Raw genomic sequence first — 13,658 nt, 5'->3', positions numbered from 1 at the left:
CCGAGATGATCGAGCGCGTCATGGCCGACGAAGCCAAGCGAGGCCTATAACTTCGGTCTCTCGACCCTGACAAAATCCACTCGCCGGACGCTCACATCCAACCAGCATCAAAGAATCAGAACAAAACTGATTTGGGAATCCCAACCGATTCAGAAAAACGGTGAAACGTTCTAAACAGTAAGGCACCGGCAGCATGAGAGATCCGGCCGGATTTGATCGGGACAATGCCATAGGGACCGGATCGCCGCCGCGAGGGCGTAATGCAACGGCTGGTTCCAGCACCAACGGAAATGGCGCCGCGGAGGGACCCTTACCGTCTCTCCAGCAAACGGCAGATCTCTTCCAGTTGATCGAGCGTCTTGTAGGCGATGCGGACGAAGCCACCACTTGCCTTGTGACTGACGGATACATCCAGCCCGAGTGCGTCGGAAAGTGTCTTTTCCAGAGCCAGCGTATCGGCGTCCTTGTTGTCACGAACTTTTGGTCCGGCGAGGCCCGGATTCTCCTGCGCCTTGATGTCGTTCTGCGCCAATCGCTCCGTGTCACGCACGGACATACCCTTGGCCACGACTGTCTTGGCCAGCATGATGGGATTAGAGGTCGGAATCAGTGCCCGCGCATGCCCGGCCGACAATGAGCCGGAAGCGAGCATGTCGCGAACTTCGCCGGGCAACTTGAGGAGACGCAGGCTGTTCGCGACATGACTACGGCTCTTCCCGATGATTTCCCCGAGATCGTTCTGCGTGTAACCGTGTTCGGCAATCAGCTGCTCATATCCCAGAGCCTCTTCGAGCGGGTTAAGGTCGGACCTCTGGACGTTCTCGACAATCGCCAACTCAAGGGCCGTGCGGTCGTCCACGTCGCGAACAATAACGGGAATCTCGGTAAAGCCGGCCAGTTGGGCCGCGCGCCAACGGCGCTCACCAGCAATAATTTCATACTGTCCGCCCGCAATTGTACGAACAACGACCGGCTGAACAATTCCATGCTGGCGAATGGAGGAAGCGAGCTCCTGGAGCTCAGCCTCGTCAAAAGTGCGCCGCGGGTTCCGCGGATTGCGCGCGACATGCTCGATCGGCACCTGCCGATCGGCGCTTATGCGGCCGGAGGAAGCGCCGGCAGGACCCATGGGAATGGGCTGATCCATCTCGCCAATCAGAGCTGCCAGACCGCGACCAAGGCGCCGTTTCGAATGATCTTCTTCCATCTCGTTTATTACGCTCCCGTTACGCTCAAGCCGCCAGTCTCTGACGTTCTCGTTGAATGACCTCGGACGCCAGTTGGAGATAGGCCTGGCTGCCCGCACATTTCAGGTCGTAAAGAATGGCTGGCTTTCCATAGGAAGGAGCCTCGGATACGCGAACATTTCGCGGAATCAGAGTGTGGTACACTTTCTCGCCCAGATGAGTCCGAACATCATTCACGACCTGTTGCGCCAGATTGTTGCGCGCATCAAACATGGTCAGAACAATACCTTGAATATCCAGCTGAGGATTCACTGTCCCGCGGATTTGCTTAACAGTTTCAAGAAGTTGGCTTAGCCCTTCCAGCGCAAAGAATTCACACTGCAGGGGCACCAGAACAGAATGCGCAGCAGCCATGGCATTCATGGTCAGAAGATTAAAGCTCGGCGGGCAATCGACCAGGATATAGGAATACTCAAAAGCCTGCGTCGAGATGAGCGCCTTGCGAAGCCGGAAAACGCGATCCGTCGCTTGCGAAATCTCCATCTCGAAACCGAGCAAGTCCATGGTTGACGGAATGATGTGCAGATTGGGCACCGCGGTTTCCTGTACCGTCTCAGACACCGAATGTGTGCCCATCAGCAGATCGTAGGAAGAATGCTCACGGTTATTCCGGCCGATCCCCAGACCGGTGCTGGCGTTGCCTTGAGGATCAAGATCAACGATCAGCACCTTTTCACCAATTGCAGCGAGTGCCGTTGCGAGATTAATCGCAGTGGTCGTCTTACCGACCCCGCCCTTTTGATTTGCAACGGTAATGATCCGATTCCGGTACCCGTTCGTCGCCATATTCAAGTCTCGCTAACGCTTGTGCGTCAGATTCAAAATCTCAAGAATGACCGATTCTCGTTCGATCTGACTTGCATGTTCTACCAGATCGAAGCTCCAACTTCTATGCGCGTCATTCACCTCCCGCGCGTAATCCCGCCCTTTATGCAGAAACAATCGAATCCCAGGGTTCGCATCGACCCAAGGCTTGGAAAATTCACACAGCGCGGAGAGGTCAGCAAGGGCCCGCGCCGAGATGGCATCACATCGGGGCACTAGTTTAGGCGCTTCTTCAATGCGGACGGCGTGAACACTGGCGCGGGCGCCTGTCTGCAGGATCGCATTGCGTAGGAAAGAGGCCTTCTTATGGTTACTTTCAATCAAATGTACCCAACCGTCACCCAGCTCGGACAAAAGAATCCCCGTAATGATCCCCGGAAAGCCGCCGCCGCTTCCCAGGTCCACCCAAGTCACCGGATACGGGTGGAGAGCAAAGAGCTGAGCGCTATCGGCGATATGTCGACTCCATAAGTCACCGGCCGTTGACGGGGCAACAAGGTTGATCACCTTCGCCCATTTCCGAAATAGGTCTGCAAACTGCGAGAGCTTTGCGTTGGTTTCACGTGAAACACGCAATCCGTCTAGCTGGAGGGTAAGACTCTCCATCATTGTATGCCAGCCTTGAGCACGCGCTCGCCATTCCCACGCTTCTTCAAATGGACAAGGATGAGGGCAAGTGCTGCGGGTGTCATACCTTCAATCGCAGCAGCCTGGGCAATATTTAACGGTTTGAATCTATTAAGCTTTATAACAATTTCGTTAGACAGGCCGGATATGCCCTCGAATCTGAAATCGGGCGGGATCTCCCTTGCCTCATCCCGTCGAATGTCTGCAATCGAGCTTTCCTGGCGCTCCAGATAGACTGAGTAACCAGCCTCTATCTTCAGCGCATCTTTCGCGCGCTCGTCTATTGCGTTCAGATCCGGCCAAATCCGCCCAAGATCAAAGAATTCAACGTCGCTTCTCGCAAGAAGGTCATAGGCGCTACGCCGAACTCCGTCTTTGTTAAGCGACAGACCGAAGCTTTCGGCTTCGTTGGGCGTGAGGGAAACATTCCTCAATGCAGCGCGACCGTTCCCCAAGGCGGCTTCATAAGCCTCATATCGTCCGCGTCTGGCGTCACTGCAAATGCCGAGCTCGATCGCAAGCGGCGTCAACCGCTGGTCGGCATTATCCGCGCGAAGCGAAAGACGATATTCAGCACGTGACGTAAACATCCGGTACGGCTCCGTAACCCCAAAGCTGATCAGATCATCGATCATCACGCCGATATAGGAATCGGTCCGGCTGAAGCGAACAGGTTCGGCGCTGAGAGAGCTTCGCGCGGCATTGAGCCCAGCCACAAGTCCCTGCGCGGCAGCCTCTTCATACCCGGTCGTGCCGTTGATTTGTCCCGCGAGGAAGAGGCCCGTCAGGCCTCTGACCGCAAGCCTGTGATCCAGTTGCGTAGGATCGACGAAATCATATTCGATTGCATATCCCGGCTGCCGGATTGCTACGTCTTCAAGACCCGGAATGCTACGGATAAAGGCCTCCTGAACATCCAGCGGCAATGATGTGGAGATACCATTGGGATAAACGGTATCGTCATCAAGCCCCTCGGGCTCCAGAAAGATCTGGTGACCGTCCCTGTCCCCAAACCGCACAATCTTGTCTTCGATCGAAGGACAATAGCGCGGGCCTATACCCTTTATCTCACCTGAATACATGGCCGAGCGCTGGATGTTATCACGAATTATCCGATGGGTTTCGTCCGTGGTTCGTGTCACACCGCAAACAATCTGGCGATTGGTGATACTCTCGGTCATGAATGAGAACGGAACTGGGTCTTCATCGGCCTCCTGAACGCCGATGCGATCCCAGGCAATGCTCCTCCCGTCAAGCCGCGCGGGCGTTCCAGTCTTCAGACGGCCGAGGCGAAGGCCCAACGCGGCGAAACGATCCGAAAGTCCGATACTCGGAGCTTCACCCATTCGGCCAGAAGGCGTTTTTTCGTTTCCGATGTGAATCAATCCGCGCAAAAACGTCCCTGTCGTGATGACGACGGACCTGCTACAGATCAAACGACCATCCGCGGTCTCCACTGCCCTGACCTCATTCCCATCCATCACAAGATCATATGCATCCCCCTCGAGCACGGTCAGCCCCGATGTCGACGAAATCGCCGTTTGCATGTGGGTCTTGTAAAGGGCCCGATCTGCCTGTGTCCGCGGACCACGAACAGCCGGACCTTTCTTGCGGTTCAGGAGGCGAAACTGGATGCCGGAAAGGTCGGCAACACGCCCCATAAGGCCATCCAATGCGTCGATCTCCCGGACGAGATGACCCTTACCCAGACCACCGATTGCAGGATTACACGACATGGTGCCGATCGTATCGGCTCGGTGAGTCAAGAGGAGGGTCGACGCACCCGCTCGCGCCGCCGCTGAAGCTGCTTCACAACCCGCGTGACCACCACCAATTACGATCACGTCGAAATCGAGATCCGGCATCGTTTCGTTCCTGAATCTAATTGCGTGCTTCACACGCGTCTATGTTATTTTCCCACGCAGAACTGCGAAAAGATCAATCCCAGCAATGCGTCAGGCGTCATCCGCCCTGTCAGATATCCCAATTCGGCGGAACATGACCGCAAAGCCTCCGCCCGTAGCTCCAGGGCTGCACCCGGCGAATCCAATGCATCACGCAAGTCCCCCAATGCGGCAACCACATGGTTTCGATGCCGAATCAATAGCGGTGTCACGAACTCCGCCCCTCGTGTCGCCTTCAGCGCGCGCTCCGAGATTTGTTTCAGAAGTGAATCGATCCCCTCGCCGGTCACGGTCGAGATTGAAACCTTTCCATCCGTGTAGTCAGATCCGCTCACCAAGTCTGTTTTCGTGATGACCCCAACAATATCACGTCCTGATATCGAAGTCGCGATTTCATCACCCATATCCATGGACCCTGCTTCGCTGAGACAAAGGACGAGATCAGCGTCTTCTATGGTCGCACGAGCCCTCGCGATACCGATCCGCTCAACCGGGTCTTCGGTCTCACGCAGCCCTGCAGTGTCGAAAAGAACAACCTTCGCGCCGTCGAGATCAAGATCGACTGAGAGAACATCGCGCGTGGTGCCTGCGATATCGGTGACGATGGCGACGTCGCGTTTGGCGAGTGTATTCAGCAGACTTGATTTGCCCGCGTTAGGTGGACCCGCGATTGCGACGCGATATCCATCCCGCACGATCTCGGCTGTGTGATCGCAGAGCGCTGCCTCCATCTCACTGGCCAGAGCCGACAGTTGGTTCCAGACGCGATCGGAAACTGATCCTGGAATATCGCCTTCATCGGAAAAGTCGAGCTCGGCTTCAATCAGCGCCCGAGCCTGCGACAGGCGCTGCATCCATTCCTGATACCGGCGAGACAGATGACCGTCAGCCAGGTACTTGGCAAGCCGTCTCTGGCCGGCTGTTTCTGCCTGAACCAACTCTGCAAGCCCTTCCGCTTCCACCAGGTCCATCTTGCCGTTTTCAAAAGCACGCCGGGCAAACTCTCCGGCCTCGGCGTGGCGAAGGCCATCGATATTGCCAAGAGCCTCCAGAATTGCCGCCACGATCGCACGACCACCGTGAACCTGGAGCTCTGCGCAATCTTCTCCCGTAAACGATGCTGGACCCTTGAAGGAGAGCACCAGACCTCGATCAAGCTCTTCACCATCAAGGTCGCGTATCACCATCAAGGTCGCAACACGAGGGGATGGGACGCCGCCGCATAGGGCGTGCAGCGCTGCCTCCGTCATCGGACCCGAGACGCGAATCACCGCGACGCCGGCCGGCAGACTGCCGCTCGAGAGCGCAAAGATCGTGTCTGTCCGCACCATGAATTCGTCTATCCGGTTGACGTGAGACGAGCCGCAATTCGCCAAAGCTCGAAGTCCGCGGGTTTCTGATGTCAAAACGCAAAAGAGTCAATCGCAGACAACGCCGCGATTGACCCCTTGAACTATAGAATCCGGCTAAGGAAATCAGGTATTCATCGAATCGAAGAAGTCCCCGTTGGTCTTGGTCTGCTTCAGCTTGTCGATGAGGAATTCGATAGCGTCTGTCGTTCCCATCGGGGCCAGAATTCGGCGAAGCACGAAGATCTTCTGCAAATCCTGCCGCGGAACCAACAGGTCTTCCTTACGCGTACCCGACTTGAGGATATCCATCGCTGGGAAGATGCGCTTGTCGGCCACCTTGCGATCGAGCACGATTTCGGAGTTGCCCGTGCCCTTGAATTCTTCGAAAATCACCTCGTCCATGCGACTGCCTGTGTCAATCAGCGCCGTGGCGATGATCGTCAGCGAGCCGCCTTCTTCGATATTGCGGGCAGCACCGAAGAAGCGTTTCGGCCGCTGCAGCGCGTTCGCATCGACACCACCCGTGAGGACCTTGCCGGACGACGGAACAACAGTGTTGTAGGCGCGGCCAAGGCGCGTGATCGAATCGAGCAGGATGACAACGTCGCGGCCGTGCTCAACGAGGCGCTTGGCCTTTTCGATCACCATTTCCGCAACCTGAACGTGGCGCGTTGCAGGCTCGTCGAAGGTAGACGACACGACTTCACCGCGCACAGAGCGCTGCATGTCTGTAACTTCTTCCGGTCGCTCATCGATCAGGAGCACGATCAGGTAGCATTCCGGATGGTTTGCCGTGATCGAATGCGCGATGTTTTGCAGCAGCACCGTCTTACCCGTGCGCGGTGGCGCAACGATCAGGCCACGCTGGCCCTTGCCAAGCGGCGCGACCAGATCGATGACGCGCGGAGACAGGTCCTTGGAGGTCGGAACGTCCAGCTCCATCTTGAAGCGTTCGTTCGGATAAAGAGGCGTCAGGTTGTCGAAGTGAACCTTATGGCGGATCTTTTCCGGATCTTCGAAATTGATCGTGTTGACCTTGAGGAGTGCGAAGTAACGTTCTCCTTCCTTCGGACCACGGATGGGACCCTCAACCGTATCGCCGGTCTTCAGCGAGAAGCGACGGATTTGCGAGGGCGAGATGTAGATATCGTCTGGACCCGGCAGATAATTCGCGTTGGCCGAACGAAGGAAGCCGAAGCCGTCCTGCAGGACTTCAACGACGCCCTCGCCGATGATCTCGACCTCCTGTGTGGCCAGCATCTTCAGAATCGCAAACATCAGTTCCTGTTTGCGCATCGTGCTCGCGTTCTCGACCTCCAGCGACTCTGCGAAAGCCAGCAGGTCGGTTGGGGTCTTGTTCTTAAGCTCCTGAAGCTTCATTTCAGCCATGAATAACCACACGATAAAAAAGGGGAGAACTGGACGGGACAATCTGCGGACACCGGACTCGCTGGTCCGGCTCTATGAGCCCGTCACCTCGGAAGAGATGCGCGGAAAATAGCGCTTCGCTGACCCACTCGCAAGGGGGAGGGGCCAAATTGGCGAGAAATCAGGCGAAAGGCTTCACGATCACGAGGATAACGATGACGATCATCAAAAGCGTCGGCGCCTCGTTCATGATCCGCCAGCTGCGCGAGGTGCCGAACCGATTGTCGGCCCCGAATCGCCGTACCGCCTTTGCAAAATAACCATGAACCCCGGAAAGCCCGGCGACAGCCAGAAGCTTCGCATGCAACCAGCCGCCATGGAAGCCGTAAATCTCAAGAGCCATCCAGAGACCGAACACCCAGGTCAACACCATCGCGGGCGTCATGATGATCGACATCAGCCGCTGCTCCATCACCTTGAACGTCTCGGACGCAGCCGAACCGACCTCGTGCTCGAGATGATAGATGAAAAGTCGCGGCATATACAGCATGCCTGCCATCCAGGAGATGACGGCAATGACGTGAAGCGCCTTGACCCAGAGGTACCGATTTTGCTCGTCCGCCGCAAAAAGGGCCAGCCCAATAAGCAGAAAGATTGCCAGTGCCACGCCGGCGCGCAGCGCGACCTTTGCACCCGCCGGTTTAGGCGTTTCGCTCAAGCCACACCCCCCCGAACACGTTTGACGAGGCGGGTCACGTTTTCCGGATCGGCCTGCGGCGTGATGCCATGGCCGAGATTGAAAATCAGCGGACCGGAACCGAGCGCCTGGAGGATCGCGTCGATGCCCTCTTCGAGAGCCAGACCACCAGCAACGACGCGCATCGGATCGAGATTACCCTGAACCGCACCGTCCTTCTGCAATTCCCTCGCAAACGACAACGGCACCGACCAGTCGAGCCCGATTGCATCGGCTCGTGTGTCCTGACGGTACGACTTGAGGAGATAGCCGGCACCTTTGGCGAAGGCGATGATCTTTGCGTCCGAACGCGCTGCCCGAACCTTGTCAATAATCCGTCGAACAGGTCGGACCGCGTAACGATCAAATTCCACTTCGCCCAGGACACCTGCCCAGGAATCGAAAATCTGCACGGCGTCCGCGCCGCTGTCGATCTGCCTGATCAGATATTCTGCAGACAGGTCTGCAATGTGATCGAGGAGTTTCGAGAAGGCCGCGGGGTGCCGATAGGCAAAAAGCCGCGCCGGTGCCTGATCGGGAGTTCCATGACCGGCAATCAGATAGGTCGCGATCGTCCACGGCGCACCACAGAAGCCCAGCAGCGTCGTTTCCGTCGGAAGTTCTGCACGCAAACGTCTCACCGTTTCGTAGACCGGATCAAGCTTCGTTCCAAGTTCCGTTCGCGTGACGGCCTCGATCTCATCGACCGCCATGGGATCAAGTTGAGGTCCGCTCCCCTCTTCAAAGCGAACATTGCGGCCAATCGCATCGGGAATGACGAGGATATCGGAAAACAGGATCGCTGCGTCAAAGCCGTATCGCCGGATAGGCTGCAGCGTGACCTCGACCGCAAATTCGGGCGTATAGCACAGATCAAGGAAACTTCCGGCCTTGGCACGCGTTTCCCGATATTCGGGTAGATATCGACCTGCCTGACGCATAAGCCAGATGGGAGGAGGCGAGACTGTCTTTCCTTCCAAGACGTCGATCACCTTGCGGTGCGTTCCTGAAACCACGCTCTTCTCCAATCTAAAAAACCTATTCTTAAAGAGCTTCTATTTCTTAGAGTCGGTGAGGATCAAGGATTAAAATTGACGCAGCGCTCATCCACTGCGCAGTCGGATCGAGGGAGAACGCAGGGCGTATTTGTCCGCAGATATGGAAAAGACTGACGGATTTCGAATCTGCTAGGATTCAGAAAAGCTTGTCGGGTCCAGGCCATTCATCAGGCCTGTTGATAAGCGCTGCATAAGTCGGTTCAATGGAAATGTTCTCCACAGTTCCAGAATTCACTGCGAAACTGATTTTGAACAATCCCAAATGTGGATAAATCGGCTGTTTCCCACAGGGCCATCTGCCACCGGGAAAATAGTGTCATCTTCTCCCGCGTTATCAACAGTACCCCGGAATTATCGGGGAAAAATGATGACAGCGCTTGCCTGACACAGAATCGCGTTCTCGAACGCCTGCACCTTGAACCCTACAGGCCAATTGCTAACGGATGATTAACGCGCCCGAATAGAGGCATGTTTGGATAGTCTCTGTTGTCAATTGACCGTGCCAATGCGAGAAAACCGCGAATCGACAGCCCCATGGAAGATGAGGCCCCTTCTCATGACCACTGATAAGAAATTGATTCTTGCCTCCGGCTCGCCGTTCCGCAAACAGTTGATGGAGGCCGCGGGACTGACATTCGCCGTGGAGCCGGCGCGGATCGATGAACGTGAAATCGAAGCTCCGCTTGTCGCAGGTGGCGCAAGCGCGGAAGAGGTTGCCGCAGCCCTCGCCAAGGCGAAGGCAGAAGATGTCGCGGAGAGAAACCGCCAAGCCTTTGTCATCGGCTCCGATCAGGTCATGTCGATGGAGGGCCTGCTTTTTCACAAATGCACGTCCGTGGACATGGCCCGAGAGCAGCTACGCTCCATGCGCGGAAAAACACACCGGCTTTCCAGTGCGATCTCGATTGTCCGAAATGATAGCGAGGTGTGGAACCATGTCTCGGTCGCTGATCTCACCTTCCGCGAATTCTCCGACGCTTTTCTCGACACCTATATCGCCAATGCCGGGCCGAAGGTCTTGCTGACGGTCGGGGCATACAGCTATGAAGGCCTGGGGCAGCAATTGTTCGAGAAGGTCGAGGGGGACTTCTTCACCATCATAGGCCTGCCCATGCTGCCGCTGCTGGCAGCGCTCAGGGACCTCGCCATCATCCCCCGCTGATTCACGTGAAACATTAACCATGCATGCATTCGTCGCCGGCCATCCGATCAACCATTCCAAGTCTCCGCTCATTCATGGAACCTGGCTGAAGCGCCACGGCATTGAAGGAAGCTATCGTGCCGTTGACGTGGCGCCGCAGGATTTCGAAGATTTCATCGTGAAGCTCAAGTCGCCGTCGTCGGAATTTGTGGGTGGAAATATCACGATACCGCATAAGGAAAATGCCTTCGCGCTCGCCGACGAGGTCGATGAAACGGCAGACTATATCGGTGCGGCCAACACGCTCTGGCGCGAAAACGGCCGTCTGAAAGCAACCAACACCGACGCCTATGGTTTTGCCGCCAATCTCGATGAGAAGAGCACAGGCTGGCAGAACCTCGAAACGGCGGTGGTCTACGGGGCGGGTGGAGCAAGCCGAGCCGTCATTGTGGCCCTTGTTCAGCGCGGTTTTCGCAATGTCCATGTTCTCAACCGCACCATGGAAAGAGCCCAGGGTCTTGCAGACCGGTTCGGTGCGGCGGTTCAGGCGCATCCACTTGGCGCCTTGGACGAGCTGCTTCAGGGCGCGGGCCTGTTTGTGAATACGACGTCCTTGGGGCTTGAAGGCGAGACAGTTCCGCAGATCGATTTCAGTGGAATGCGGCAAGGCGCTCTGGTCACGGATATCGTCTACGTCCCTCTCAAGACGGCCTTCCTGCAGCAGGCGGAAGAACAGGGCATAAAGACAGCCGACGGACTGGGCATGCTTCTTCATCAGGCCGTTCCGGGATTTGAAAAATGGTTTGGTGTTCGCCCGGTCGTCGATAGCGAACTCCGCAACATCGTGGAATCCGCGATGGGAGTGCGCTGATGTTCGTGATCGGCCTGACCGGATCGATCGGCATGGGCAAATCCACCACGGCCAAGATGTTTGAGGCCGAGGGCATCCCGGTCAACGATGCGGATGCCGTCGTCCATGAACTCTACGCGGCAGAGGCCGTCGCACCGATCGAGGCTGCGTTTCCCGGCACGACGACCGAAGGCAAGGTTGACCGCGTGAAACTCGCAGCGCATCTCGCGGCCCATCCCGCCGATTTCAAGACACTGGAAGCCATCGTCCATCCCTTGGTGCGCGACAAGGAATTGCAGTTTCGCCGGAAGGCGGAAGAGGAAGGTCTCGACATTATCCTTCTCGATATTCCGCTTCTCTTCGAAACCGGAGGTGAGGGGCGGGTTGATGTGATCGTGGTGGTCAGCTGCGCCCCGGACATTCAGCGCGCTCGGGTTCTCGCCCGCCCCGGTATGACCGTGGATAAGTTCGAAATGATCCTGTCGCGTCAGACGCCGGATAGCGAAAAACGACGCCGGGCCGACTATATTGTCGATACAGGCGAAGGGCTGGCACAGGCCCGCGCGCAGGTTCGCGCCATCATCGCCGATATCAGGGCCAACCGGCTTAGCTAATCAGGATCAATCATGCGGGAAATTATCTTCGATACGGAAACGACCGGCCTCGATTCGCGAGAGGATCGCATCATCGAAATCGGCGGCATCGAACTCGACAATCATTTTCCGACGGGTCGGACGCTCCACCTCTACATCAATCCCGGCGACCGCAAGGTTCATCCGGACGCGCTGGCAGTTCACGGCATCACGGATGAGTTCCTCTCCGACAAACCCGCCTTTGCCGACGTGGCGGAGAAGATCATGAGCTTCTTCGAAGGAGCCAAATGGATCGCCCATAACGCCACCTTCGATATGGGCTTCATCAATGCCGAACTTGCCCGGCTCGGAATGCCGGCAATCGCGCCCTCGGAAGTCATCGACACCCTATCGCTCGCCCGCCGCAAGCATCCGATGGGTCCGAACTCGCTCGACGCGCTTTGCAAGCGCTACGGCATCGATAATTCACATCGCACCAAACACGGCGCACTTCTCGACTCCGAACTCCTGGCCGAAGTCTATATCGAGATGATCGGCGGCCGGCAGGCGGCTCTGGGGCTGGCGGGACCGGGGCAGACCTCCGCTGAGGAAAATGACGCGGCTGGCGCGATCTTGGTTGGCAGGCCGAAGCCGTTGGCAGCGCGCGTGACGGAAACCGAGCGCCAGGCGCATGAGGCTATGGTCGCGAAAATTGGCGGCAAGGCGCTCTGGACGCGCTACCAGTGAAACGCAAAAAGCCCGGGACGAACCCGGGCTTTCATGTGTCCGTTTCTGAAAACGGAAATCAGTTGGTGTTGGCGCTGACCTTGGCGCGGGCCTGTTCTTCGGCCATGCGCTGCGAGAACATCTGCGCGAAATCGATCGGGTCGACGAGGAGCGGCGGGAAGCCGCCGTTGCGCGTGACGTCAGCGATGATCTGGCGGGCGAACGGGAACAACAGGCGCGGGCACTCGATGAAGAGGATCGGCAGCATGTGTTCCTGTGGGAAGCCGGCGATGCGGAAGACGCCGCCATAGGCGAGCTCTGCATGGAAGAGCGACTTGTCGCCAGCCTTCGCTTCAGCCGTCAGCGTCAGCAGAACGTCGAAGTCGTCGCCGCCGAGCGGGTTGGCGTTTACGTTGACATTGATGTTGATGTCCGGAGCCTTGTCACGGGCCTGCAGCGACTGGGGCGCGCCCGGATTTTCGAAGGAAAGGTCCTTCGTATACTGGGCGAGAATGTTGAGCGAAGGAGCCTGTCCGGCGCCGTTCTGGTTTGCTTCGTTAGACATGTCTGCTCCTCGGGGCAAAATCGATGTTGCCGCGATCTAACATTTCCGAGGGGGGCTTACAACCCTGCAGCCCGCGCCGGCCAATGGCGTCGGGCTCAGTCTATCCGGCGGTTCCAGGGCGATTTGGGATTCGGTTCACGACTGTAATCCTCCGCGTCGAGATCGATGACCTCGCCGGACGGATCGCTGGAGCCTTCGCTTCCGAAGGGCGAGCCCGGTCCGGGTCCGGAACTGCGAAAGACGCCAGAAACGGCGATGCGATCCTTGATCATGAGCCAGGCAGCATCGCGAACGGCGGGAATGAAAAGCAGCAGACCCAGAACATCGGTGACGAAGCCCGGCGTCAGCAGAAAAAGGCCGGCCAGCACGATCATCGCACCATGAATGAGTTCGCGCGCCGGCAGGCGTCCGGCGTCCATTTCCCGCGAGAGCTTGCGCAATACGCCGATTCCCTGAATCCGCAGAAGCAAGCCGCCGACCGCCGAGGAGAGAAAGATCAGTCCAATGACCGGCAGCACCCCGATATAGCGGCCGACGATAATGAACACCGCGATTTCGAGAAGCGGAAGCACGACCAGGGCCAAGGGAAGGATAGAAAATCGCATGACGGACGCCTTTATTGCCGCTGGAACTGTCGAAGCGACATCTAGCGTTTGAATAGCTGTGGTTTGAAGACTATATGATCTC

Annotated in this window: 14 protein-coding genes; 4 read left to right on the top strand and 10 right to left on the bottom strand. The window is 57.2% G+C overall.

Annotated features, from left to right (window positions below; translation table 11 throughout):
• Positions 1-310: 310 nt before the first annotated feature.
• The 8 genes from ABID16_RS22305 to hemE all read right to left on the bottom strand — a co-directional run bounded on the left by ABID16_RS22305 (position 311) and on the right by hemE (position 9,075).
• Positions 311-1,207: a ParB/RepB/Spo0J family partition protein gene (locus tag ABID16_RS22305; RefSeq protein WP_354558580.1), complete on the bottom strand. Its 897-nt coding sequence runs from the start codon at positions 1,205-1,207 to the stop codon at positions 311-313.
• A 25-nt stretch (positions 1,208-1,232) separates the two neighbouring features.
• On the bottom strand, positions 1,233-2,033 hold the full coding sequence (locus ABID16_RS22300; protein WP_354558579.1) for a ParA family protein: 801 nt from the start codon (positions 2,031-2,033) through the stop codon (positions 1,233-1,235).
• Positions 2,034-2,045: 12 nt separating this feature from the next.
• On the bottom strand, positions 2,046-2,681 hold the full coding sequence (gene rsmG / locus ABID16_RS22295) for a 16S rRNA (guanine(527)-N(7))-methyltransferase RsmG (RefSeq protein WP_435532465.1): 636 nt from the start codon (positions 2,679-2,681) through the stop codon (positions 2,046-2,048).
• Positions 2,678-4,564 carry a tRNA uridine-5-carboxymethylaminomethyl(34) synthesis enzyme MnmG gene (gene mnmG / locus ABID16_RS22290; protein ID WP_354558578.1) on the bottom strand — a complete coding sequence of 629 codons (1,887 nt, stop codon included), beginning with the start codon at positions 4,562-4,564 and terminating at the stop codon, positions 2,678-2,680. Before mnmG ends, rsmG begins: the two co-directional genes overlap by 4 nt.
• Before the next feature lie 44 nt (positions 4,565-4,608).
• Positions 4,609-5,934, bottom strand: coding sequence for a tRNA uridine-5-carboxymethylaminomethyl(34) synthesis GTPase MnmE (gene mnmE, locus ABID16_RS22285; protein WP_354558577.1), 1,326 nt, complete (start codon positions 5,932-5,934; stop codon positions 4,609-4,611).
• 144 nt (positions 5,935-6,078) lie between these two features.
• Positions 6,079-7,344 carry a transcription termination factor Rho gene (gene rho / locus ABID16_RS22280; RefSeq protein ID WP_354558576.1) on the bottom strand — a complete coding sequence of 422 codons (1,266 nt, stop codon included), beginning with the start codon at positions 7,342-7,344 and terminating at the stop codon, positions 6,079-6,081.
• 160 nt (positions 7,345-7,504) lie between these two features.
• A complete protein-coding gene (gene hemJ, locus ABID16_RS22275) occupies positions 7,505-8,041 on the bottom strand; it encodes a protoporphyrinogen oxidase HemJ (protein ID WP_354558575.1) in 537 nt (178 codons plus the stop codon).
• The gene (gene hemE, locus ABID16_RS22270) at positions 8,038-9,075 is read right to left on the bottom strand and encodes a uroporphyrinogen decarboxylase (RefSeq protein WP_354558574.1); all 1,038 of its coding nucleotides are present in this window, start codon (positions 9,073-9,075) and stop codon (positions 8,038-8,040) included. The genes hemJ and hemE overlap by 4 nt, the downstream gene beginning before the upstream one ends.
• A 598-nt stretch (positions 9,076-9,673) precedes the next feature.
• On the opposite strand from hemE, the gene ABID16_RS22265 reads away from it, so the two are divergent.
• Genes ABID16_RS22265 through dnaQ form a run of 4 tightly spaced genes read left to right on the top strand, consistent with a single transcriptional unit; the run spans position 9,674 to position 12,427 of the window.
• Positions 9,674-10,279: a Maf family nucleotide pyrophosphatase gene (locus ABID16_RS22265; protein ID WP_354558573.1), complete on the top strand. Its 606-nt coding sequence runs from the start codon at positions 9,674-9,676 to the stop codon at positions 10,277-10,279.
• A 19-nt stretch (positions 10,280-10,298) separates the two neighbouring features.
• On the top strand, positions 10,299-11,129 hold the full coding sequence (locus ABID16_RS22260; protein WP_354558572.1) for a shikimate dehydrogenase: 831 nt from the start codon (positions 10,299-10,301) through the stop codon (positions 11,127-11,129).
• A complete protein-coding gene (gene coaE / locus ABID16_RS22255) occupies positions 11,129-11,722 on the top strand; it encodes a dephospho-CoA kinase (protein ID WP_354558571.1) in 594 nt (197 codons plus the stop codon). The genes ABID16_RS22260 and coaE overlap by 1 nt, the downstream gene beginning before the upstream one ends.
• A 12-nt stretch (positions 11,723-11,734) precedes the next feature.
• On the top strand, positions 11,735-12,427 hold the full coding sequence (dnaQ, locus tag ABID16_RS22250) for a DNA polymerase III subunit epsilon (RefSeq protein ID WP_354558570.1): 693 nt from the start codon (positions 11,735-11,737) through the stop codon (positions 12,425-12,427).
• 58 nt (positions 12,428-12,485) lie between these two features.
• On the opposite strand, the gene secB is transcribed toward dnaQ, so the two are convergent.
• Together secB and ABID16_RS22240 are read right to left on the bottom strand one after the other, a co-directional pair.
• The gene (secB, locus tag ABID16_RS22245) at positions 12,486-12,971 is read right to left on the bottom strand and encodes a protein-export chaperone SecB (RefSeq protein ID WP_354558569.1); all 486 of its coding nucleotides are present in this window, start codon (positions 12,969-12,971) and stop codon (positions 12,486-12,488) included.
• A 95-nt stretch (positions 12,972-13,066) separates the two neighbouring features.
• Positions 13,067-13,576, bottom strand: a complete 510-nt coding sequence (locus ABID16_RS22240) for an FxsA family protein (protein WP_354558568.1) — start codon at positions 13,574-13,576, stop codon at positions 13,067-13,069.
• Positions 13,577-13,658: the final 82 nt, after the last annotated feature.

Source organism: Limnomicrobium aquaticum (assembly GCF_040545545.1).
GTDB classification, from domain to species: Bacteria; Pseudomonadota; Alphaproteobacteria; order Rhizobiales; family Rhizobiaceae; genus Ensifer_A; species Ensifer_A aquaticum.
This window is presented reverse-complemented; position numbering and strand designations above follow the sequence as displayed.

Bases quoted from the DNA above. Each gene is read 5' to 3' on its own strand.
- ABID16_RS22305 (WP_354558580.1), bottom strand. From the start codon at position 1,207: ATGGAAGAAGATCATTCGAAACGGCGCCTTGGTCGCGGTCTGGCAGCT.
- ABID16_RS22300 (WP_354558579.1), bottom strand. From the start codon at position 2,033: ATGGCGACGAACGGGTACCGGAATCGGATCATTACCGTTGCAAATCAA.
- rsmG (WP_435532465.1), bottom strand. From the start codon at position 2,681: ATGATGGAGAGTCTTACCCTCCAGCTAGACGGATTGCGTGTTTCACGT.
- mnmG (WP_354558578.1), bottom strand. From the start codon at position 4,564: ATGCCGGATCTCGATTTCGACGTGATCGTAATTGGTGGTGGTCACGCG.
- mnmE (WP_354558577.1), bottom strand. From the start codon at position 5,934: ATGGTGCGGACAGACACGATCTTTGCGCTCTCGAGCGGCAGTCTGCCG.
- rho (WP_354558576.1), bottom strand. From the start codon at position 7,344: ATGGCTGAAATGAAGCTTCAGGAGCTTAAGAACAAGACCCCAACCGAC.
- ABID16_RS22265 (WP_354558573.1), top strand. From the start codon at position 9,674: ATGACCACTGATAAGAAATTGATTCTTGCCTCCGGCTCGCCGTTCCGC.
- ABID16_RS22260 (WP_354558572.1), top strand. From the start codon at position 10,299: ATGCATGCATTCGTCGCCGGCCATCCGATCAACCATTCCAAGTCTCCG.
- coaE (WP_354558571.1), top strand. From the start codon at position 11,129: ATGTTCGTGATCGGCCTGACCGGATCGATCGGCATGGGCAAATCCACC.
- dnaQ (WP_354558570.1), top strand. From the start codon at position 11,735: ATGCGGGAAATTATCTTCGATACGGAAACGACCGGCCTCGATTCGCGA.
- secB (WP_354558569.1), bottom strand. From the start codon at position 12,971: ATGTCTAACGAAGCAAACCAGAACGGCGCCGGACAGGCTCCTTCGCTC.
- ABID16_RS22240 (WP_354558568.1), bottom strand. From the start codon at position 13,576: ATGCGATTTTCTATCCTTCCCTTGGCCCTGGTCGTGCTTCCGCTTCTC.